We start from the raw sequence: 20,410 nt of genomic DNA, 5'->3' as shown, positions 1-20,410 counted from the left end.
CCTGCTCTTCAGCGCCAACCTGGCGCCCTCCGCCCAGCAGGCGGACGACGTCGTAGCCCTCGCCCGGCTCGCCGAGCGGGCCGGGCTCGACCTCGTCACGTTCCAGGACCACCCGTACCAGCCGGCCCTGCTCGACACCTGGACCTGCTCGGCTACGTCGCCGCCGCCACCGACCGCATCCGGCTGGCCGGCAACGTGCACCCGCTGCCGCTGCGCCCGCCCGCGATGCTCGCCCAGGCCGCCGCCAGCCTCGACCTCCTCAGCCACGGCCGCTTCGAACTGGGCCTGGGCACCGGCGGCTACGGGGACGCCATCGCCTCCATGGGCGCGCCACGCCTGACACCGGGGCAGGCCGTGGACGCGCTCGAAGAGGGCATCCGGATCATCCGCGCCTTCTGGGACACCGGCGCCCCCGGCGGCGTCCGGCACCACGGCGAGCACTACCAGGTGGACGGCGCCCCGCGCGGGCCGCGACCGGCGCACGACATCGGCATCTGGCTGGGGGCGTACAAGCCGCGCATGCTCCGCCTCACCGGCCGGCTCGCCGACGGCTGGCTGCCCTCACTCCCCCGCTTCCGCGACCCCGGCGAGATCGGCGCGGGCAACGCCGTCATCGACGAGGCCGCCGCCGAGGCGGGCCGCGCGCCCGGCGACATCCGCCGCCTGCTCAACCTGGGCGAGGAGCTCGAACCCGCGCGACTCGCCGAGCTCGCCCTCACGCACGGCGTCAGCGTGTTCATCCTCATGGCCAACGACCCCGCCGCCATCCAGCGCTTCGCCGCCGAGACCGCCCCGGCGGTACGCGAGCTCGTCGCCGCCGGACGATCACCCCGGCAGACCGCCCACGACGAGCCCGCGCGGCCCACAGACCTGAGCGAGCCCGCACGGCCCACCGGTCCGGGCGAGTCCGTGCAGGTCACCGGTCCGGACGAGTCCGTACGGCTCACCAGCCCGGGCGTCTGGGACGAGAGCACCCGTCCCACCGCGCCACGCCCCAACCCCGGCAGGACCTACACCCCGGCGGAGCAGGCCACCGGCCGGCACCTCGTCGACGTGCACGACCACCTGCGCGCCGAGCTCACCCAGCTCCGCGACCTCGTCGACCAGGTGGCCGCCGGGACGCTCGACGCCGCCGCCGCCCGCTCCCACATCGGCACCATGACCATGCGCCAGAACAACTGGACCCTCGGCGCCTACTGCGAGTCCTACTGCCGCCTCGTCACCATGCACCACTCCGCCGAGGACGCCATGCTCTTCCCCGGCCTGCGCCGCAGGGAGCCCGCCCTGGCCCCGGTGCTCGACCGCCTCCAGGAGGAGCATCAGGCCATCCACAAGATCCTCGACCGGGTCGACCGCGCCCTGGTCGCCTTCGTCGCCGAGCCCGGCGGCCTCGACGGCCTGCGCACCGCCGTGGACCTGCTCACCGACGCGCTGCTCTCGCACCTGTCGTACGAGGAACGCGAGCTCGTCGAACCCCTGTCCCGTCACGGCCTCTAGCCCGCGCGAAGACCGCCAGCCCCGCCGCCACCAGCGGAAGTGCCGTCCACGGCAGCGCCACCGCCCCGGCGGACTCCAGCACCACCCCGCCGGCCAGCGACCCCGCCGCGATGCCCGCGTTGTACACGGTGGTCTGCAGGGAGGTGGCCACGTCCGCGTTCCCCGGACCCGTGACGTCGACCAGCGCCGTCTGCAGCAGCGTCGGCACGCCCCCGAACGCCACCCCCCACACTCCCACCGCCGCGATCGACCCGGCGCCCGCCCCCTGGAGCACCCCCAGCACGGCCAGGGCCAGCGCCACGACCCCCAGCACCACCACGAGCGCCACCCGCAGATGCCGGTCGATCACCGCCCCGACCACCCAGATCCCCGCCACCGTCCCCAGCCCGAACACCAGCAGCGCCACCCCCGTGCGCCCGGCCCCGGCCCCCTCCACGAACGGCGCCAGGTACGTGTACATCACCTGGTGCCCCACCAGCACCAGCGCCGTCACCCCCAGCGTCCCGCGGACCCCCGGCATGACCGCCACCCGCCGCAACGGCACCCGCTCCCCCGCCACCTCACCCGGAAGGTCCGGCAGCGTCCACTGCGCCCACCCGATCAGCGCCACCGCCACGACGGCCAGCCCGCCGAAGGCCGCCCGCCACCCGAACGCCGAGGCCAGCGCCGCCCCCGCCGGGATGCCCGCGCACAGCGCCACCGTGATGCCGGCCGACACGATCGCGATCGCCCGGCCGCGCCGCCCGGCGGGCACCAGGCGCGCCGCGTACCCCACCAGCATCGCCCACAGCACCCCGCCCACCACCCCGGCCAGCACCCGGGCGCCGAACGTCACCGCGTACGACGACGACCACGCCGTCACCCCGTTGAGCAGCGCGAACCCGGCCAGCGCCCCCGTCAGCACCCGCCGCCGCGCGACGCCCCGCAGCAGCGCCGTCACCGGGATCGCCGACAGGAACGACGCCACCGCGTACGCCGTCACCAGGAACCCGACCCGGCCCTGCGGCACCCCCAGATCCCCCGCCATCAGCGGCAGCAACCCGGCGGGCAGCAACTCCGTCATCACCGCCGTGAACGCCGCCGCGAACAACGCCAGCAGCCCCGGCCAGGGCATTCTCCGCACGCCAGACGCCCTGGCGATCGCCGTGTCAGTCATGCGACCATGCTCAAACCTTCTCATCAATGTGAAGGCAACTCGTCGCGAGGAGCCCCATGAGGATCGGGCAGCTTTCCCAGCGCACCGGCGTCCCCACCCGCATGCTGCGCTACTACGAGGAGCAGGACCTCCTGCACCCCGAACGCGCCGAGAACGGCTACCGCCACTATCCGGAGTCGGCGGTCTACCGCGTCCAGCAGATCAGGGGGCTGCTCGACTCGGGCCTCACCACGGAGATCATCCGGCGGATCCTGCCATTCCTCGACCGGCCCGACGAGATCCACCTGCATCCGCAGTGCCTCACCCCGGAGCTCGCCGGCCTGCTCGAGGCGGAGGCGGACCGCATCACCCAGCGCATCGACTGCCTGTCCCGCAACCGCGACGCCATTCACGCCTATCTCGTCGCCGTGCGACGCTAGGCCCTTTACAATGTAGATCATATGAAGACGCTGGCAGACCTGCTCCAGAGCGTGGAACGCGGCCGCTTTCCCGAGGCGGACGGCGGCCTGACGATCGTGCCCCAGCCGTCGGCGCGCGACCTGGGCGTCATCGCGTTCACGGCCCACACCGTGGTGTTCGCCGACGTCCCGCCGGGCTGGATCCGCGACCGGCTGCCGCCCGGCGACCTGTCGGCGCCGCTCTGCCCGCCGTTCCTGCGGGCCCTGTCCGAGCGTACGGGGCGGCGGGCGGCCGGCACCGACCTGCTGAGCCTCGCCATGCCGCTCCCCGGCCCGTCCCCGGTCCCGGTGGAGGAGGTGACCGGCAGTGACCATCCGCGGGTGGCGCGGGCCCGCCGCCACCGCGACGCCGTCCGTGTGTGGACCACCGAGGACGGCGGCGCCCTGCTGGCCGTGGGCCGCGGCGTGGCCGGGCGGTGGGAGGTGGCGGTCGAGGTCGAGCCGGCGCATCGGGGCCGCGGGCTGGGGCGGCTGCTCGCCGGCGCCGCCAGGCGGCTGGTGCCGGAGCCGGTCTGGGCGCAGGTGGCGCCCGGCAACGCGGCCAGCGTACGGGCCTTTCTCGCGGCCGGGTACGTCCCCGTGGGGGCCGAGGCGCTCTTCCCGGCGCCCTGAGCGTTTCACGACGTCGAGACCGGCCGGTTCTCCTACCGGACGGGCTGCGCCGGTGACCCCGAGTTTGCCGGCCGACGCCCCGCCGTTGGGCGAAACACGACGTGGCGCTGCACCATCACCACAAGATCGCTACATAGAGTGATGGCCGATGTCACTTCGTGATTACAGGGGGAGATCATGAGAAGTATCCTCATCGCCACCGGCGGTGCGCTGCTCACCGCGGCCGCGCTCTTCGGTACCGCAGGCCCCGCGGCCGCCGACCCTTGGACCGACTGGAACAACACCCACACGTACCCGAGGCACTGCGCCGCCGGGCTCAACGAGGACACGACCTACCACCACGTGACGCACCACGGCGTCTTCGCCGGCACGCGCGACGCCGACGGCTGCAAGAGCGGCTGGGGCTGGGGCGGGCGTCATCACGATGACAACCACTGGCTGCACCGCAACTGGCCCACCAGCGGCAACGGCAACTGGACCGGCCACGGGAACGGCTTCGGCTTCGGGGGCTGACCTCCTGCCTCTCCTCTGTCCCGGTGCCCTCGACGGGGGCGCCGGGACAGGCGGCGTCCGAGGCCCTCCACCGGAGCGCCCCCGGCTTCCCCCTCCGGATCATGAACGGATAGCCTGGCCGGGTGCGACTAGGCGTGAACGTCCCCAACTTCGGCCCCGGCACCGACCCCGGCGTCCTGCGGCGCTGGGCCCAGACGGTGGAAGGGCTCGGGTTCGACCTGCTGATGGTGTCGGACCACGTGGTGATCACCCCCGACGTCGCCGAGAAATATCCCCCGCCGTTCTACGAGCCGTTCACCACGCTGTCCTGGCTGGCCGGCGTCACCGGCCGGATCCGGCTGGGCACCACGGTGATCATCGTCCCCTACCGGCATCCCCTGCTGGTGGCCCGCATGGCGGCCAACCTCAACGATCTCAGCGGCGGCCGGCTGGTGCTCGGGGTCGGGGTCGGCTGGGCGCGGCAGGAGTTCGACGCGCTGGGGGCGGCGCACGAGCGGCGCGGCCGGGTGACCGACGACTACCTGGCCGCGATCCAGGACGCCTGGGCCGACGAGCACGACTACCGCGGCGGCGGCGTACCGATCTGGGTGGGCGGCGACAGCGAGGCGGCCCTTCGCCGGGCAGTGCGGTTCGGCGAGGCGTGGCACCCGCTCAGGAGCACCCTCACCTGGCTGCGCGAGACGCTCCCGCGCCTGCGGGCCCTCGCCGCCGAGCAGGGACGACCGGAGCCCGCGCTGGCCCCGCGCATCACGCTGCACGTCACGAAGGAGCCCCTGACGGGCCCCGGGCGGCGCGCGGGCGAGGGCACGATCGAGCAGATCGCCGACGACCTCGCGGAGCTTGAGGCGCTCGGCGCCGACACCGTCGTCCTCGACACCTTCCGCGGCGACCCGGACGAGACGCTGCGCCCCGAGGCGGCCTGGGAGGCGCTGGCGGCCGTGGCCGCGCTGCGGACGTCGAAGTGACCACTCGCTGATATCCTTATGCCGTAAAGAGTTGTCCCGCCCAGGGAGTTCCGCATTGGTCGTCTTCGCCGGTCAGGGTGACGCACGGCGGTCGATGGCGCTGCTGTGGCGCAGCGGGGAGCCGGGCGAGGTGCGGCCGGGGCCCAAACCGGGGCTGAGCGTCGACGTGATCGTGGACGCCGCGATCACGGTGGCCGACGAAGAGGGCATGGCGGCCCTGTCCATGCGCAAGGTCGGCGAGCGGCTGGGCCGCACGGGCATGGCGCTCTACACGTACGTGCCGAGCAAGGGCGAGCTGGTCGACCTCATGTACGACCGGGCCCTGGCCGAGCTGCCCGCCGAATACGACGCGAGCGCGGGCTGGCGCCCCGCCGTGACCTCGTGGGCGGAGCACATGCTGGCCTTCTTCCTGCGGCATCCGTGGGTGCTGCAGGTGTCGCAGGCGCGGCCGGTGCTGGGGCCCAACGAGTTCGCCATGCTGGAGGGCATGGTCGCGATCCTGCACGGCACCGGGCTGAGGCCGCGCCGGTTGCGGGGGGTGGTGGCGCTGCTGTTCGACTTCGTACGGGGGGCCGCGCAGACCATCGCGGACTCGCGGCTGGCCCCGTCGGCGACCGGGGTGTCGGACGAGGAGTGGTGGCTGGCCCGCTCGTCGCTGCTGGAGGAGGTGGCGCCGGGGTTCGCCGGCCGGTTCCCCATGGTGACGTGGGTGGAATCGGAGGACGACGACCGCGGCGAGGACGAGCCCTACTTCGAGCACCGGGTCGGCGAGACGTTCGCGGTGGGCCTGATGGTGCTCCTCGACGGCATCGAGGCGGCCGTCAAGACGGGCTGATCACCGTGTCGGCTTGAGGTTCAACGCCCGCGCTCCGACCGCCGGGCGGTCAGTTCCGCCAGGTCCTTGACGAACCAGAGGTGGTCGCTGCGGTTGGCCTCGGTCACCCAGGCGGCCAGGGCGTTGCTGGCGGCGGTGTGACGGGAGACGTCTCCCACGATCGCCAGGCCGAGGCGGTACTGCGCGAACTTCTGCGCGACCTCGCCGGCCACGCCCGTACGCAGCGAGAAGAAGTCGGCGGGCAGCCGCCCGGCGGGCACGGCCACCCAGGTGGCCCCGCTCCCCCACGCCTCGGCGATGAGGTCGAGCACGTCGCGGGTCGCGCGCAGCGGCTCGCCGTCCGGGTCGCACACGAGAACGCCGTCGTCAGTCATGAGAGGTCTCCAGGAAGTCCATGATCGGTTGGGTTCGCGGAGGGAGCAGGTGGCCGACGCCCGGCAGGACGCGTACGTCGGCGCGCGGGAGCCGGCGCCGGGTGCCGTGGGAGTCGAGCAGGCCGTCGCGCTCTCCGGCGATCACCAGCACCGGCATGCCCAGCCGGCCCAGCTCCTCGTCGGAGAAGACCGGCAGCCGGCCGCGCCGGGGCCCGAAGCCCCGCGCCCAGACGGCGACGTCACCGAGCCACATGGCGCTGTTGGCCCCGGACCCGTGCGGCAGCACCAGCGGCGGCGCGCCGGCGGCGCCGCAGGCCACCACGAACGTCTCCCCGTGCGCGGTCGGCACCCGCACCTGCTCGTGCGGCACCGGCCAGAGCTCGAGCAGCTCGCGATAGCGCCGCTCGATCGCCCGCGCGCCCGAAGGCGAAGCGTAGATCATCATTCCCTCACCAGCGCGTCGACGATCCGCAGCACCTGGGCGCTCTCCTCCAGCCCGCCCAGCACGATGATCTTCAGGTGGGCCCGCCCCTCGTCGTAGACGAACTCCACCCGCAGCCCGTGCGGCCCACCCGCCAGCGCTCCCATGACCATCGTGCTGACCCGGTCCATCTCCCGCCGGGACAGGCCGTCGACCTGCACGATGCTGGACACCTCGGCCCGGCGCGGCACGACGGGCTCCTCGGCGGGCAGCCCGGCGAAGGCGGCCAGGTCGTCCTTGGCGATCCGGTACTGCTTGCCGATCCGCACGGCGGGCAGCCGCCCGTCGCGGACGTAGTTGCGCACGGTCTTGACGTGCAGCCCGAGCAGATTGGCGGCCTGTTCCACGGTGTATCGCTCCATATCACTCCCCACTATGCCACATCATAGGGAGCGATAAGGAGTCAGCCGGTGTCAGGCGTGCGCTCCCACGGTGATCGGGCCGAGGGTACGGCGGGGCCTGGCCTCCAGGACCTCGCCCAGCCGCTCGACCTGCTCGTCCAGCTCCCGCAGCCCACCGGCGGTGAGGTCGCGCAGCAGCTCCACCGTCACGTCGATGCAGTTCCCGGAGCGGCGCTGGTGCCACACCCCGGCCACCTCCCCGTCCACGAGCACCACCGGGAAGTTGCCCGCCTGCCCGCCCGCCAGCGCCCGCCCCGCCGCCTCTCCCGGGTACAGCAGCTCGCGGGGCCGCCCCGCCACCACGTACGCGTCGAAGTACGGCAGCAGCCGCACCCCTCGGGGCGGGTCCGGCGGCATCTCCGTGTCGCCCGCGAGCACCCAGGCCCGCTGCCCCTCCAGCAGCACCTCCTCCAGCTCCACCAGGGCGAACGCCCCGGTCGCCCACCGCACCGGGCCCCCGGCCCACTGCGCGAACTGCTGCGGGGTGGCGGGGCCGTAGGCGGTCAGGTAGCCGCTGACGAGCCTCGCGAGCCCGTCCGTCACCGGCGGGGCGGGCGGGGCCGCGGTGTAGGTGACCTTGCGGCCGCGTACCGGGCCGAAGACGAACGCGCCCCGGTGCGCCGCCACCGCCATGACCTGGCGCCAGCGCGGCCACATGGTCTGGAACGCGGGCATGACCAGGTCGCCGGCCCACGGACCCGTCGCGGCGACGACCGCCTCGCTCAGCTCGTCGATCGTCAGCGCGGCGCCGGAGAGCACCGCACGGATGGCGGCCACCACCTGGTCGGTCTGCTCGGCGGTCATCCGGACGGGGTCGGGAAAGCCCTGGTGCGCGGGCGGCAGCGACGACATCGCGCTCACCCACATCGGCAGGTCGCGGGAGGGCAGCACGTGGACGGTGCCGCGCGGCCCGTGCGTCTTGACCAGGCTGCGCTCGCCCCACAGCGCCTCGCGGACCTGGACCCGGGTGACGCCGTCGAGCCGCAGCCCGATCGAGGCCTCGGCGGCCGACATCACCTGGGCGTGCGCCCCGCACATGGCCGCCACGATGTCCGCGGGCGTCCCCGGCCCGCGCTCCAGCAGCCCGGCCCGCGCCAGCCGCCGCGCGCTGACCTGCGGCCACGACAGTTCGATCACGATGTCCTCCTCGGTCCGTCGCGTCCACGGTAGGGCTTGATGAGGAAAGGATGGTTCCGCATTACCAGGATGAAAGTGGCTCACAAGTGATCTTTCATCCAATCCCACTAATCTCACCGGTCATGACCCGCCTCAGTCCCGTCCTCGGGCCGCTCACCCCCCGTCAGCGCTGGCGAAGGGCCCGCCTTCAGGCCTACTCCTGGTCCCTGACCGGCCTGTACCGCCTGGGCAGCCTGCATCCCGCCATCTGGCGGATGGTCGCCCGCGGCTATCACCCGGCGCTCGACTGGGTGGCCGCCCGGCACGCCAGGGTGGCCTGCCAGTTCGCCGCCGTCGACGTGCCCGCGTACCGTCATTTCCTGCGCGGGCGCGGCGCCGAGCACGCCCGGAGGCTGGCCGACTTCCCCGAGACCACCAAGTCCGGCTACGCCGGCGCGTACGACGAGGAGAGCCGCTGCCAGGAGGGCAGGCTGCACCGGCCGGGTGTCATCGTGGACGAGTCGTCGGGGTCGAGCGGCAAGCCGTACAACTGGGTGCGCGGCCCGCGCGAGCTCAAGGGCATCTACCGCAACGCCGCCGGCTACATCGAGCTGGTCTTCCCCGGCGAGCGGCTGTTCGTGATCAACGCCTACTCGATGGGCGCGTGGGCCACCGGGACGACCACGGGCACGGCCATGGCCCGCATCGCGATGGTCAAGAACACCGGACCCGACCTGGAGAAGATCGCCGACACGCTGGAGCACTTCGGGCCGGGCTACGACTACGTGGTGGCCGCGTACCCGCCGTTTCTCAAGCATCTGCGCGACCGCCTCGACGAGGCGGGCTTCCCGTGGCGCGACTACCGCATCCGGGGCATGGTCGGCGGCGAGGGCATGACGGAGGCGCTGCGCGACTACCTGGAGGAGCGGTTCGAGGAGGTGCGCTCCGGCTACGGCGCCAGCGACCTGACGATCGGGATGGGCGCGGAGACCGGGTTCAGCGTGCGCCTGCGCAAGCGCCTGGCCACCGACCAGCGGCTGCGCGACGCGCTGCTCGGGCCGGGCGAGCAGCGGCTGCCGATGATCTTCCACTACAACCCGCTGGAGACGTTCCTGGAGGTGAACGCGGACGGCGAGCTGCTCTGCACGATCAACACCAAGAGCTGCCTGCAGCCGAAGCTGCGCTACAACGTCGGCGACGAGGCCCGGCTGCACACCCTGGCGGAGGTCCGGCGGGCACTCGGCGACGACGACTACGAGCGGATGTGGACCGACGAGCGGATGAGCCTGCCGCTGCTGTTCCTGTTCGGGCGCAAGGACTCGACGATCTCCTACATGGGGGCCAACCTCTACCCGCAGGACGTCGAGTACGGCCTCTACCAGGGCAACCCGTACGCCGCCGCGATCAGCAGGTTCTGCCTGTCGCTCGAGGAGCTGCCGGGTCTGGAGTACCGCCCGGTGATCAACCTCGAGGTACGCGGCGACGTGGACCGCGAGGAGCTGGCGGCCATCTGCCGCAAGGGCGTCGTGGCCCACCTGACCGCGGTCTCGCGCGACTTCGCCGAGTCGCTCAAGGAGGACCCGACGGCCGCCGACCTGCGGATCAAGACCTTCGGCGAGGGCGAGGGGCCGTTCGCGGGGCTGACCAAGATGAAGAACGTCTACCTGGTGAAGGACGCATGAGGACCACGGATTTCAGCAAGGCGCCGCCGCAGGGGCAGGCGACGGCCATGTTCGTCGGCGCGACCCGTTACCGGGGGCCGCTGTCGATTCTCACGCTCACGCTGACGTGGTTCCGGATGGTCCGCGACATGAAGCGGATGCGCGGCTACCGCTGGCACACGATCTACTGGGAGTTCCCGTTCACGCTGGGCACGCTGGCCTTCTTCGAGGACAGGGACGCCCTGCTGCGCTTCGCCAGGTCCCGCCACCATCGCAAGCTCATGCAGTGGGTGACCGACGGCACCAGGAACGCCACCGCCGGCTACATCCGGCTCTACAACGCCGAGCCCGAGGGCTACAGCAACGGCGACTGGCGCGCGGAGGGCGGCCCGATGGCGCACATCGAGACGTTCACCCCACTGTCCACGGAACGGTCGGCGGGGGACGACGAGGGCCCGCGGGTGAGGCGGAAGTGAGCGGCCTGCGGCGCGTGGAGAGCCGCCGCGACCTGCGCGACTTCCTCGGGCTGACCGACCGCCTCTACGCGGGCGAGGAGCGGTTCGTCCCGCCGCTGCACGCCACGGTACGCGCCTGGCACCGCGACGGCGTGCCCCTGTTCGTGCTGCGGCGGCGCGGCCGGGTGGTCGCCAGGACGACCCTGCACACCGACGCCGCCCTCGACGCCAAGCTGGGCCGGGACACGCAGCTCTTCGGGCTGACGGAGTTCGCCGAGGAGGCGGCGGAGGAGCTGTTCGACGGGATCGGCGCGGCCGCGCTGGACGGCGGCAGGAAGGCGGTGTTCGGGCCGGTCTCGCTGCTGCCCAACCAGGCCGGCGGCGTCATCACCTCCGGCTTCGCCGAGCGCGGCTTCATCGACAGCGCCTGGAACCACGCCTACTACCCGGCCGCCTACGAGTCGCACGGCTTCACCCGCCGCTTCGAGTCCGACACCTGGATCTGCCCGGTGCCGGACGGGCCGGTGTTCGCCTTCGACGACGCGCGGATCGAGGCCGAGGGGCTGACGGTGCACCGGGGCGACCGACGGCGGATCGGGGAGCAGTTGCCGATCCTGCGGGAGATGCTCAACGCCAGCTTCGCCGGGCTCGGCTACTACACGGAGATCTCGGCCGGGCAGCTCGCGGCGCAGACGGACGGGCTGGCGTACCTGCTGGACGAGGCGCTGCTGCTGTACCTGACGAAGGCGGGGCGGCCGATCGCGTTCGTGTTGTGCCTGCCCGACATCTCGCGTTTCGTCGCCCGGATCCGCGGCGACCTGCACCTGCTGCACCAGCTCCGCCTGCTGGTCACCCGCTCCCGCTACCGCCGCGAGGCCGTGCTCATCATCAAGGGCACGGTCCCGGACGAGCAGGGCCACGGCTACATGCGGCTGCTGTCGCGGGAGTTGCACGAGGGACTGCGGCGGGGCGGCTACCACACGCTGCGCAGCACGTACGTGGAGCGCACCAACCCGGGCTCGGCCGCCCAGTACGTCGCGATGGGCGGCCGCCCCCTGCACGGCTACACCTTCTACGCCAAGGACGTCGCGTGAGAGAGCTGCGGGCGCTGGAGCCCGACTTCTGGCGTGCGCCCAGCGCGCACAACACCCAGCCGTGGACGCTCGCGTACACCGGCGACGAGGTGACCGTCGGCTGGGACCCGGGCCGGGCGCTGCCCATCAGCGACCCCACGGGGCGCGACCTGCGGCTCAGCCTGGGGGCGTTCGTGGAGTGCTGCCTCATCGTGTGCGCGGACGCGGGGTTCGCCGTGGGCTTCCGGCCCGACCCGGGGCCGCACCGGGTGGGGTTCCTGCATCCGGTCGCGCGGCCGTACCGGACGCCGTTCACGACGGCGGACGTACGGGCGCGCGGCGCCAACCGCGGCGAGTACCACCCGGGCCGGCTGCCCGAGGAGCTGGCCGCCGGGCTGACCGGCATGCGGCGGGTGGCCTGCCGGGACCTGGCGGACCTGCTGCACGCGGCGGACCTGCACCAGTTCGGGGACGGTGAGGTGACGCGGGAGCTGCGCGCCTGGTTGCGGCTGACCCGGCGGCACCGCCGCTACCTGCTCGACGGCCTCAGCGACCGGGCGCTGGCGCTGACCAGGGCCGAGGCGATCGGGCTGCGGGCCTCGCTGGCCCTCTACCCGGCGCTGCGGCGGCTGGGCCTGCCCCGCGTGCTGGCCGGCGCGTCCCGCGGGCTGCTGGACTACGACGGCGACGTGCTGGTGCTCGTCGGGCCGGTGTCGGAGGAGGTGGAGCTGGGCCGGACGCTGCTGCGGCACTGGCTGACGCTGTCGGGCCTCGGGTACACCACGCACCCCCTGAGTCAGATCATCGACTGCGAGCCGACCCGGCGCGCGCTGGCGGAGCGCCTGGGGGTCGAGGACCCGCACACCCTGCTCCACGTGGCCCGGGTCGGCCGCCCGAAGGCCCCGGCCGCGCCGTCGGCCCGGCTGACGGGCTGACGGGCCGACGGGCCGACGGGCTAAAGGGCTGAGGGGCCGACCGGCTGAAGGGCCGACCCGCGCATCACCGGGTCCGGCTCCGGCGCGCGCCCGCGACGACCGTCCCGGGCCGCCGGCTCATCCCGTGGGCGAGCACGGGCCGCCGCGGGTCAGACCGCTGGCGACAGCACCGGTTGCGCGCGGGCGGCCCAGCGGCCGTCGTCGCTGCGGATGAGGCGTACCGGGTGGTCGAAGCACGCGCTGACCAGGTCGCTGGTCAGGACGTCCGCGACCGGACCCCGGGCCAGGCAGAGCCCTTCGCGCAGGAGCATCGCGTGCGTGGTGGTGGCCGGCAGTTCTTCCAGGTGGTGGGTGACCAGGACGGTGGCCAGCGCCGGGTGGCGGGCGCGCAGCGCGTCGATGCTGGCCAGCAACTGCTCGCGGGCGGCCAGGTCGAGCCCGGTGGCCGGCTCGTCGAGCAGGAGGAGGCGGGGCCGGGGCATGAGGGCGCGGGCGATCAGCGCCCGGCCGCGTTCGCCCTGGGACAGCGTGGGCCACCTGGCCTCCGCCCTGGCGCCCATCCCGAGCATGGCGATCAACTGGCCGGCCCGCTCCTCCTCCTCGGGGGCGGGCGTCCAGCGGGGCACGAGCGCGGCGGTGTTGGTCAGCCCGGTGAGCACGACGTCCCGCACCCGCAGCGGCCCGTCGGGGGCGTGGCGGGGGTTGACGTGCCCCAGGTAGGAGCGCAGCTCCCGCATGTCGACCCGGCCGAGCCTGCGCCCGAGCACCTCGACGGTGCCGCGGCTGGGGTGGGTGACGGCGCCCAGCATGCCGAGCAGGGTGCTCTTGCCCGCGCCATTCGCGCCGAGCAGCGCCCAGTGCTCGCCGGGATGGACGGTCAGCGAGATCTCCCGCAGGAGGTGGCGGCCGTCACGGACGATCTCCACACCCTCGGCCCGCAGCACGGGGCCGGTGTCGGCGGGACGCGAGACGATCGTCATCCGGCCACCACCCTCTTGATCGTCGTTCCGGGCACCGTGCTCTCCTTCCCTGTCGCGCAGTGCCCGCCAAGATATCAGTCATCAGATGTCTGATCTTTTCCGGTCGGCGGATCCGGGGCGAGGCCTGCGCCTCGGGGCCGGGCGCAGGCCTCCCGGACGTCGGCGACGAGGCCGGCCGCGGCGTCGATGGTGTGGCCGATCTCCTCCGGCGTGCGCCCGACCGCCGCGAGCAGCCCCTGGGCCCGCTCGCCGAACCCCGCCGGGGCCGACGGCAGCCGTCCGGCGGAGGCGACCATGCCCTTCTCGTTGATCAGCCACACGCCGTCGGCCGCGTGCAGCGCGTGGCAGGCCACGCCGATCGCGCGGAACAGCGCCCCCGCCGCGTAGGCGGGATCGTGACCGGCGGCGCCGTAGCGGGCCGTGGAGAGGGCGAAGTCGCACTCCCACAGCCGGCCGATCATGGCCTCGCGCAGGGCCGGCGGGTAGTGGGCGGTCTCCTCGTGCAGCACCGCCAGCTCGCCCGTGGGGTCGGCGAGGATCCGGCACCACGCGACCTCGCCCGCGTAGGCGTGGGAGTAGAAGCCCAGCGGGTGCCCGACCTGGAAGCCGATCTCGTAGCGGCCCTCCTGGCAGTCGCGCCACACCCGGCGTACGCGGTCGAGGTCGCGGTAGATCCAGTCCACCCGCCACCCGTCCACGGTGAGCCAGCCGCCCCCGTCCACCCACGGCCCCCAGCCGCCCGGCTCGGTCACGTCGGTGTCCTCGCCCGTCGCCTCCCGCGCGAGCGCGCGCAGCTCCTCGACGGCGAGGGGGCCGCGATAGTAGAGGCCGAGGTCGATGTCGGAGTCCGGCCGGTGGGTGCCCCGGGCCCGGCTGCCGCCCAGGACCACCGCCACCACCCCGGGCACCCCGGCCAGCTTCGCGGCGAGGTCGTCAAGATCCGGGTTCTGCATGGGGTCGAGCCTAGACGGGGTGCCCGGCGGGCGCGGATCCGCTCAGGGGGTGCCGTACTCGTCCGGGAGGCGGAGCGAGGGGCCGCCGGCCTGCAGGCCGAGGGGGACGGCGCGGCCGGCGGGCTCCTCCCACTCCTCCTGGCGGCCGAGCGCGGTCAGGTCGAGGTACGGGCTCGCCCCCAGGAACGGTTCGAGGCCCCGGCCGAAGGTGGAGTAGGTGTGGTAGACGGCGTCGCCGTCGCGCAGGAACGCGCTGAGGCCCGGCCAGTCGCCACGCAGGTCCGCCGACCAGGGCTTCCCCGCCTCGGCCAGCTCGGCCTCGGTGCGGTAGCCGAGCATCACCGGCGCGACCCGGTCGTCCACGGTGGCGTGGAAGTCGTAGGCGAAGTCGCCGGCCGAGGAGTACCAGGGGAACGTCCACCCCATCCGCTCGCGGAACGCCGCGATCTTGTCGTACGGCACGCGGGACACCCCGACGAGCGTGGTGTCGCGGAGGTGGAGCTGGGCCGGCCGGGCGATGCCGTCGGCGATCGCGGAGCAGGTGGAGCAGGCGGTGTCGCGGGGACGCCCGGCCTCGTCGTACGTCCACATGAAGTGGTGCATCACGAGCTGCCGCCGCCCCTCGAACAGGTCGAGCAGCCCGGCCCGCCCGTCCGGCCCCTCGAACGCGTACGGCCGGTCGACGCGGACCATCGGCAACCGGCGGCGCTCGGCGTTGACCTGGTCGCGCGCCCAGGTGAGCGCCTTCTCCTTCACCAGCAGCGCCTTGCGGGCGGCGAGCCACTCCTCGCGCGACACCACCTCGGGCAGGTTCTCCATGAGACATCCCCCTACCGATCTCATTTCGCAACTGGTTTCAAAACTAGACATACTGGTGCGGGAACGCAACCGGTCGCGAGGGAGGCGGGATGCGTAAGGACTTACGGTCGGGATGCCCGATCAACCTGTCGCTGGAGCTCTTCGGCGACCGCTGGACCCTGCTCGTCCTGCGCGACATCGTCTTCGGCGGCGCCAGGCACTTCCGTGAGCTGCTCGGCGGCCCCGAACGGATCTCGTCGAACATCCTGGCCGACCGGCTGGCCACGCTCGTCGAGCACGGCCTGCTCACCCGGTCCGGCGACCCCTCGCACAAGCAGAAGGTCACCTACAGCCTCACCGAGCCGGCCATCGAGCTGGTCCCCGTCCTCGCCCAGCTCAGCGCGTGGGGCGTCCGGCACCTCCCCGCGACGCGCGAGTACGCCGCCCGCGCGGAGGTGCTCACCGCCGGCGGACCGCGGCTCTGGGAGACCTTCATGGACGAGCTACGCGAAACCCACCTCGGCCCGGGAGCCCGCCGGCGCCCGACCCCGGACGGCCCCGCGGTCGCGGCGCTGCTGCGGCTCGACGGTCCTCCCTAGGATGGCCGGGTGAAGCACATGCCGATGAGCTACGCCACCGCCGCCTCCCAGAAGGCCGTGACCGACGAGCCGATGGCCGGGGTCGACGCGCTGATGAAGGAGCCGGGCGAGCGCGCCACGCGCCGGCCGGACGCGCGGCCGTGCGCGGTGAAGGTGCGGCCGATCATCGGCGGGGTGCCGGCGTGAACGACCGGCCGGGCCAGGTGGACGACCTGCTGCGCGAGCTGGCGCCGCAGGTGCTGGGCGCGCTCGTCCGGCGTTACGAGCAGTTCGACACCTGCGAGGACGCCGTTCAGGAGGCGCTGCTCGACGCCGCCGTGCAGTGGCCCGAGCAGGGGCTGCCCGACAACCCGCGGGCGTGGCTGATCACCGTCGGCGCGCGGCGGGTCATCGACCACATGCGCAGCGAGCACGCGCGCCGGCGCAGGGAGGAGAGCGTCGCGGTCAGTGAGCCGGCGGACGCGTTCGTGGCCCCGGCGCCCGGCGAGGAGCGCTCCGGCGACCAGGACGACACGCTGACGCTGCTGTTCCTGTGCTGCCATCCGGCGCTGTCGCAGGCCTCGCAGCTCGCCCTCACGCTGCGGGCCGTGGGCGGCCTGACGACGGCGCAGATCGCCAGCGCGTTCCTGGTGCCGGAGGCGACGATGGCGCAGCGCATCAGCCGCGCCAAGCAGCGCATCAAGACGACGGGGGCGCCGTTCGGGATGCCGCCGGAGGGCGAGCGCGCCGAGCGGCTGCGGGTGGTGCTGCACGTGCTCTACCTGATCTTCAACGAGGGTTACACGGCGACGTCGGGGCCCGAGTTGCACCGGGCCGAGCTGACGAGCGAGGCGATCAGGCTCACCAGGGCCGTACGCCGCCTGCTGCCGGAGGACGGGGAGGTCGCGGGCCTGCTGGCGCTCATGCTGCTCACCGAGGCGCGGCGGCCGGCGCGCACCGGGCCGGACGGGCGGCTGATCCCGCTGGCCGAGCAGGACCGCGCCCTCTGGGACGGCCGGCTCATCGAGGAGGGCGTCGAGCTGGTCACCAAGGCGCTGTCCACGACGGCCATCGGGCCGTACCAGGTGCAGGCGGCCATCGCGGCCGTGCACGACGAGGCGCCGACGGCGGAGGAGACGGACTGGCCGCAGGTCCTGGCCCTCTACGGGGTGCTGGCCGGCATCGACGACAACCCCGTGGTCCGCCTCAACCAGGCGGTGGCCGTCGCCATGGTGCGCGGGCCCCGCGCCGGGCTCGACCTGCTCGACCGCCTGGCGGCCGACGACCGCATGGCGGGCCACCACCGGCTGGCCGCCGTGCGCGCGCACCTGCTGGAGATGGCGGGCGAGCCGGTCGCGGCGCTGGCGGCGTACCGGGAGGCGGCCCGGCTGACGACGAGCCTGCCCGAGCGGCGCTACCTCGAGGACCGAGCGGCGAGACTGTCTTGACAATGATTTTTTTCGGTGGCATCGTTCGACCATGTACGAAGTGGCGGTGATCGAGGACCCGGCGGCGGCCGAGGCGTCGCTCGACCCCATGCGGTCGAAACTGCTGGCCGAGCTGGTGGAGCCGGGCTCCGCCACGTCATTGGCGGCCAAGGTCGGCCTGGCCAGGCAGAAGGTCAACTACCATCTGCGCACGCTGGAGAAGCACGGCCTGGTGGAGCTGGTCGAGGAGCGCAGGAAGGGCAATGTCACCGAGCGCGTGATGCAGGCCACGGCCGCCTCCTTCGTCATCTCCCCGACCGCGCTGGCCTCCGTGCAGCCCGACCCCGCCAGGTCGCCCGACCGGCTGTCGGCGCGCTGGCTGCTGGCGGTCGCGGCGCAGCTCGTACGCGATGTCGGCACGCTGCTCACGGGCGCGGCGAAGGCGCAGAAGCGGGTGGCGACGTTCGCCATCGACGGCGAGATCCGGTTCGCCTCGGCGGCGGACCGGGCGGCGTTCGCGGAGGAGCTGGCGAACTGCGTGACCTCACTGGTCAGCAAATATCATGACGAAGCCGCCGAGGGCGGGCGCGACCATCGGCTGATCGTGGCCGTCCACCCCGCCGTGAAGAAGGAGAGCTGACGTGGGGCACGGGTTCGAGCTTCCCCAGGAGGCCGTGGTCCCGGCCACGCCGGAGGAGGTCTGGGAGGCCATCTCGACGGGGCCCGGCATCGACTCGTGGTTCATGGGCCGGAGCGAGGTGGCCGACGGCGTCGTCCGCACCGCGTTCGGCCGGTTCGAGCTGCCGCCGTCCACGGTGACGGCCGCCGAGCCGCTCGAACACTTCGCCCACGCCAGCGACAAGGGCGACGACGGGCGCTTCGTGGCCTACGAGTTCATGATCGAGGGCCGGGAGCGCGGCAGCACGCTGATCCGCATGGTGACCAGCGGCTTCCTGCCGGGCGACGACTGGCAGGACGAGTTCGAGGCCATGTCCAAGGGCCTGGCGATGTACTTCGCGACGCTGGCGGAATATCTCACCCACTTCGCCGGCCGCGTGGCCACGCCGCTCACGGAGTTCGGCCCGCCGATCACCGACTGGCCGCACGCCTGGGAGCTCCTGTACGCGGCCCTCGGCGGCCGCCCCTCCCCCGGCGACCGCGTACGGGTGGGCCCGGTCGAAGGGGTCGTCTACTTCGTCAACGCGCAGACGGTCGGCCTCCGGACCGGCGACGGGATCTACCGCTTCCTCCAGGGGTTCGGCGGCTCCATGATCGCCTCGCATCTGCTGTTCGACGCCGGGGACGACCAGGGGCCGCTCTGGCGGGCGTGGCTGGCGGAGCTGTACGCCTGAACCCCGTTCCCGGGAGGCCGGCATGAGGACGGCATGAGGCCGGTGGGCTACGAGGGCGGTGCCGCCTCCGGCCCCGACCTCACCCCGGCGATCGACCACCGGGAGCGGTTCGAGGTGTTGGACGATGCGCGGTCGCCGGAGTATTTCGCCGGGCACGCGGCCCTCCTCCTCGTCCGGGTGGCGACCGAGCCGCGGGAATGGCCGGCACTGATCGAGGAGAGGTCCGCACGCCGTCGGCGGCTGGCCGGTCTGATCGCCCGCTGCGCCGGCTGGTGATTCCCGGGCCGGAGGCGGGGCATCAGTGTCGGGGTGAGAATCGTCGCCCTGTCCGATACGCACGCGCCCCGCCGCTGGCGGGCCTGCCCGCCCCGCGTGGCCGAGCATCTTCGCGACGCGGACCTCATCCTGCACGCCGGCGACGTCTGCGTGCCCTCGGTGATCGACGAGCTGGCCGCGTACGCCCCCGTCCACGTCGTCAGGGGCAACAACGACGGCCCCGACCTGCAGGCGCCCGAGATCCTCGAACTCACCCTCGGCGGCCTGCGGATCGGCATGATCCACGACAGTGGCCCGGCCAAGGGGCGGCTGGCCCGGATGCGGCGGCGGTTCCCGCGAGCGGACCTGGTCGTCTTCGGTCACTCACACGTCCCGCTCGACGAGTCGGCCGGCGGGCTGAGGATCTTCAACCCGGGCTCCCCCACCGACCGCCGCCGTCAGCCGCACGGCACCCTCGGCCTGCTCACCATCGAGCACGGCGTCCTGGCGCGGGCCGAGATCGTGCCCGTCACCTGACGACGTCGTCGCGTGACCTCTCCAGGTCGGCCTTCAGCTCCTCCATGACCCGGGCGTAGCCGAGATAGCTGTAGCGTTCGGCCGCGTGTCACGGGTAGAGCTGGCCGGCCTTGACGGCGGGGAGCTTGGCCCACGTGGGCTTCCCGGCCATCTCGTCGATCTTCATGGACTGGCTGCGGGCGTCCACCAGGATCACGTCCGCCTGGTACTTGTCGGCGTTCTCCCAGCTCAGCACCTCCCAGAAGCCGCCCTCGCTCTCCGTCGGCCGCTCCGGGGAGACGATGTTCAGGCCGAGCTCGCCCCAGTACCTGATGTCGGGGTGGTCCGGCAGGTAGGCGACGTACAGGGATTCGGGCGTGCCGGTGACGATCATGACCTTGAGGTCGGGCCGGGCGGCGGCGAGGGTCTTGAGGGCGGCGCCGGCGGCATCGAAGCGGCTCCTGGCCTCGACCACGGGCGCGGCCTTCGGGTCGGCGCCGAGCGCCGCGGCGAGTTCGCCGTACTTCTGGATGATCTCCACCAGGGGCCTGCCGCTGAGCTGTACGCCGACCGACGGCGCGATGGCCTCGACGGCCTCCATCGACTGCTCGGGGACGTACCAGAGCGTGTCCTTCTGGTACATCCCCGCCACCAGCAGGTCAGGCTGGAGCGAGGCGTACTTCTCGACGTTGAACTCGCCCCACACGTTCCCGATCGACTCCACCTTGGCGATGTCGACCTCGCCCACCTCCGGGTCACGACCGCCGTCCTTGAGCTTGTGCGGGCCGAACACGCCGAGGGGCCGGACGCCGAAGTCCCACAGTGCCGCCGCCGCTCCCGACTGCGCGACCACGCGCCGCGGCCGGTGCGGCGCGGAGATGTTCCTGCCGCGGTCGTCGGTCCAGGTCCAGGCGGCCTGCGCGGGAGAGGAGCCCGGCAGGACGACGACGGCAACCCCTACCTGCCGCTCGACCGCGGTTACGAGTCGGGGCGCGACGACGACGACTTCGACGACGACC

26 protein-coding genes are annotated in these 20,410 nt (G+C 73.2%); 17 read left to right on the top strand and 9 right to left on the bottom strand.

What is annotated here, in order from left to right:
- Positions 1-195: 195 nt before the first annotated feature.
- Positions 196-1,497, top strand: coding sequence for an LLM class flavin-dependent oxidoreductase (locus AB0I15_RS45680; protein ID WP_358111201.1), 1,302 nt, complete (start codon positions 196-198; stop codon positions 1,495-1,497).
- Here the strand turns inward: AB0I15_RS45680 and AB0I15_RS45675 are convergent.
- Positions 1,421-2,653, bottom strand: a complete 1,233-nt coding sequence (locus AB0I15_RS45675; RefSeq protein WP_358111197.1) for an MFS transporter — start codon at positions 2,651-2,653, stop codon at positions 1,421-1,423. The genes AB0I15_RS45680 and AB0I15_RS45675 overlap by 77 nt on opposite strands.
- Positions 2,654-2,709: 56 nt before the next feature.
- Here AB0I15_RS45675 and AB0I15_RS45670 point away from each other — a divergent pair, with 56 nt between their 5' ends.
- From AB0I15_RS45670 to AB0I15_RS45650, 5 genes are all read left to right on the top strand, one after another.
- Complete coding sequence (locus AB0I15_RS45670; RefSeq protein WP_358111194.1) at positions 2,710-3,072, top strand: MerR family transcriptional regulator; 363 nt, start codon at positions 2,710-2,712, stop codon at positions 3,070-3,072.
- A 21-nt stretch (positions 3,073-3,093) separates the two neighbouring features.
- Complete coding sequence (locus AB0I15_RS45665) at positions 3,094-3,723, top strand: GNAT family N-acetyltransferase (RefSeq protein WP_358111189.1); 630 nt, start codon at positions 3,094-3,096, stop codon at positions 3,721-3,723.
- Between the two features lie 177 nt (positions 3,724-3,900).
- The gene (locus AB0I15_RS45660; protein WP_358111186.1) at positions 3,901-4,236 is read left to right on the top strand and encodes a hypothetical protein; all 336 of its coding nucleotides are present in this window, start codon (positions 3,901-3,903) and stop codon (positions 4,234-4,236) included.
- A 122-nt stretch (positions 4,237-4,358) separates the two neighbouring features.
- Entirely contained in the window at positions 4,359-5,201 is an 843-nt protein-coding gene (locus AB0I15_RS45655) for a TIGR03619 family F420-dependent LLM class oxidoreductase (RefSeq protein ID WP_358111183.1), read from the top strand.
- A 55-nt stretch (positions 5,202-5,256) separates the two neighbouring features.
- A complete protein-coding gene (locus AB0I15_RS45650; protein ID WP_358111180.1) occupies positions 5,257-6,036 on the top strand; it encodes a TetR/AcrR family transcriptional regulator in 780 nt (259 codons plus the stop codon).
- A gap of 20 nt (positions 6,037-6,056) precedes the next feature.
- Here AB0I15_RS45650 and AB0I15_RS45645 read toward each other — a convergent pair whose 3' ends face one another.
- The 4 genes from AB0I15_RS45645 to AB0I15_RS45630 are packed head-to-tail and all read right to left on the bottom strand — an operon-like array spanning position 6,057 to position 8,429.
- Positions 6,057-6,410, bottom strand: coding sequence for a DUF4180 domain-containing protein (locus AB0I15_RS45645; protein WP_358111177.1), 354 nt, complete (start codon positions 6,408-6,410; stop codon positions 6,057-6,059).
- A complete protein-coding gene (locus AB0I15_RS45640) occupies positions 6,403-6,855 on the bottom strand; it encodes a hypothetical protein (RefSeq protein WP_358111174.1) in 453 nt (150 codons plus the stop codon). Before AB0I15_RS45640 ends, AB0I15_RS45645 begins: the two co-directional genes overlap by 8 nt.
- Complete coding sequence (locus tag AB0I15_RS45635; protein ID WP_358111171.1) at positions 6,852-7,253, bottom strand: helix-turn-helix domain-containing protein; 402 nt, start codon at positions 7,251-7,253, stop codon at positions 6,852-6,854. Before AB0I15_RS45635 ends, AB0I15_RS45640 begins: the two co-directional genes overlap by 4 nt.
- Before the next feature lie 51 nt (positions 7,254-7,304).
- The gene (locus tag AB0I15_RS45630; protein WP_358111168.1) at positions 7,305-8,429 is read right to left on the bottom strand and encodes a winged helix DNA-binding domain-containing protein; all 1,125 of its coding nucleotides are present in this window, start codon (positions 8,427-8,429) and stop codon (positions 7,305-7,307) included.
- Between the two features lie 122 nt (positions 8,430-8,551).
- Between AB0I15_RS45630 and AB0I15_RS45625 the strand changes: the two genes are divergently transcribed.
- The 4 genes from AB0I15_RS45625 to AB0I15_RS45610 are packed head-to-tail and all read left to right on the top strand — an operon-like array spanning position 8,552 to position 12,532.
- On the top strand, positions 8,552-10,090 hold the full coding sequence (locus AB0I15_RS45625) for a phenylacetate--CoA ligase family protein (RefSeq protein ID WP_358111166.1): 1,539 nt from the start codon (positions 8,552-8,554) through the stop codon (positions 10,088-10,090).
- Positions 10,087-10,545: a DUF4188 domain-containing protein gene (locus AB0I15_RS45620; RefSeq protein WP_358111164.1), complete on the top strand. Its 459-nt coding sequence runs from the start codon at positions 10,087-10,089 to the stop codon at positions 10,543-10,545. Before AB0I15_RS45625 ends, AB0I15_RS45620 begins: the two co-directional genes overlap by 4 nt.
- A complete protein-coding gene (locus AB0I15_RS45615; protein ID WP_358111161.1) occupies positions 10,542-11,618 on the top strand; it encodes a hypothetical protein in 1,077 nt (358 codons plus the stop codon). The genes AB0I15_RS45620 and AB0I15_RS45615 overlap by 4 nt, the downstream gene beginning before the upstream one ends.
- Positions 11,615-12,532, top strand: a complete 918-nt coding sequence (locus AB0I15_RS45610; RefSeq protein WP_358111159.1) for a hypothetical protein — start codon at positions 11,615-11,617, stop codon at positions 12,530-12,532. Before AB0I15_RS45615 ends, AB0I15_RS45610 begins: the two co-directional genes overlap by 4 nt.
- A 149-nt stretch (positions 12,533-12,681) precedes the next feature.
- Here AB0I15_RS45610 and AB0I15_RS45605 read toward each other — a convergent pair whose 3' ends face one another.
- The 3 genes from AB0I15_RS45605 to AB0I15_RS45595 all read right to left on the bottom strand — a co-directional run bounded on the left by AB0I15_RS45605 (position 12,682) and on the right by AB0I15_RS45595 (position 15,284).
- On the bottom strand, positions 12,682-13,512 hold the full coding sequence (locus AB0I15_RS45605; RefSeq protein WP_358111156.1) for an ATP-binding cassette domain-containing protein: 831 nt from the start codon (positions 13,510-13,512) through the stop codon (positions 12,682-12,684).
- A gap of 74 nt (positions 13,513-13,586) precedes the next feature.
- Positions 13,587-14,465, bottom strand: coding sequence for a nucleotidyltransferase domain-containing protein (locus AB0I15_RS45600; protein WP_358111153.1), 879 nt, complete (start codon positions 14,463-14,465; stop codon positions 13,587-13,589).
- Positions 14,466-14,507: 42 nt separating this feature from the next.
- Positions 14,508-15,284, bottom strand: a complete 777-nt coding sequence (locus tag AB0I15_RS45595; protein WP_358111151.1) for a DUF899 domain-containing protein — start codon at positions 15,282-15,284, stop codon at positions 14,508-14,510.
- 89 nt (positions 15,285-15,373) lie between these two features.
- Here AB0I15_RS45595 and AB0I15_RS45590 point away from each other — a divergent pair, with 89 nt between their 5' ends.
- Genes AB0I15_RS45590 through AB0I15_RS45560 form a run of 7 tightly spaced genes read left to right on the top strand, consistent with a single transcriptional unit; the run spans position 15,374 to position 19,412 of the window.
- Positions 15,374-15,862, top strand: a complete 489-nt coding sequence (locus AB0I15_RS45590; protein ID WP_358111148.1) for a helix-turn-helix domain-containing protein — start codon at positions 15,374-15,376, stop codon at positions 15,860-15,862.
- A 9-nt stretch (positions 15,863-15,871) separates the two neighbouring features.
- Positions 15,872-16,048 (top strand): hypothetical protein, encoded by a 177-nt coding sequence (locus tag AB0I15_RS45585; protein ID WP_358111146.1) that lies wholly within the window; start codon positions 15,872-15,874, stop codon positions 16,046-16,048.
- On the top strand, positions 16,045-17,289 hold the full coding sequence (locus AB0I15_RS45580) for a DUF6596 domain-containing protein (RefSeq protein ID WP_358111143.1): 1,245 nt from the start codon (positions 16,045-16,047) through the stop codon (positions 17,287-17,289). The genes AB0I15_RS45585 and AB0I15_RS45580 overlap by 4 nt, the downstream gene beginning before the upstream one ends.
- 31 nt (positions 17,290-17,320) lie before the next feature.
- Complete coding sequence (locus AB0I15_RS45575; RefSeq protein WP_358111140.1) at positions 17,321-17,908, top strand: helix-turn-helix domain-containing protein; 588 nt, start codon at positions 17,321-17,323, stop codon at positions 17,906-17,908.
- A gap of 1 nt (position 17,909) precedes the next feature.
- Positions 17,910-18,620: an SRPBCC domain-containing protein gene (locus AB0I15_RS45570; RefSeq protein WP_358111137.1), complete on the top strand. Its 711-nt coding sequence runs from the start codon at positions 17,910-17,912 to the stop codon at positions 18,618-18,620.
- Between the two features lie 33 nt (positions 18,621-18,653).
- Complete coding sequence (locus AB0I15_RS45565) at positions 18,654-18,896, top strand: hypothetical protein (protein ID WP_358111134.1); 243 nt, start codon at positions 18,654-18,656, stop codon at positions 18,894-18,896.
- A 33-nt stretch (positions 18,897-18,929) separates the two neighbouring features.
- Complete coding sequence (locus AB0I15_RS45560; RefSeq protein WP_358111131.1) at positions 18,930-19,412, top strand: metallophosphoesterase family protein; 483 nt, start codon at positions 18,930-18,932, stop codon at positions 19,410-19,412.
- Between the two features lie 88 nt (positions 19,413-19,500).
- Here the strand turns inward: AB0I15_RS45560 and AB0I15_RS45555 are convergent.
- Positions 19,501-20,410: ABC transporter substrate-binding protein (locus AB0I15_RS45555; protein ID WP_358111128.1), on the bottom strand; the 910-nt coding region annotated here is incomplete at its 5' end.

Source organism: Nonomuraea sp. NPDC050643 (assembly GCF_040654715.1).
Taxonomy (GTDB): Bacteria; Actinomycetota; Actinomycetes; order Streptosporangiales; family Streptosporangiaceae; genus Nonomuraea.
The sequence above is the reverse complement of the archived record's forward strand: the minus strand, read 5'-3'. Positions and strand labels throughout refer to the sequence as shown.